Source organism: Parachitinimonas caeni, assembly GCF_030129945.1.
In the GTDB taxonomy this organism is placed as follows: Bacteria; Pseudomonadota; Gammaproteobacteria; order Burkholderiales; family Chitinimonadaceae; genus Parachitinimonas; species Parachitinimonas caeni.
In genome coordinates this window covers 1-288 of sequence record NZ_JARRAF010000251.1, presented here as the reverse complement: position 1 = coordinate 288, position 288 = coordinate 1, and the positions used below count along the sequence as shown (strand labels likewise).

The window sequence follows — 288 nt, the reverse complement described above, 5'->3', positions numbered from 1 at the left end:
ATCTGCCGATTGACAACAACGCGGCCGAGAGTGCCATCCGGCCGATTGCCCTGGGGCGCAAGAACTGGCTGTTCACAGGCTCCGAACGCGCTGGCCGCCGCGCCGCAGCCATTCAAAGTCTGCTGGCGACCGCCAAGCTCAACGGCCTCGAACCCCTGGCCTGGCTGACCGCCACCCTTGAACGTCTCCCCACCTGGCCTAATAGCCGCATTGATGAACTACTCCCCCTGAATTCAACAACCGCTAGCTGATTCACGCTTCGGACGCAACGTGGGGCGATCGGACGGA

General features: G+C 62.8%; 1 protein-coding gene. It reads left to right on the top strand.

The window, feature by feature from the left end; all coding sequences use genetic code 11:
• The coding region (locus PZA18_RS24555; RefSeq protein ID WP_284103505.1) for a transposase domain-containing protein at positions 1–251 on the top strand (251 nt) is incomplete at its 5' end.
• Positions 252–288 lie beyond the last annotated feature (37 nt).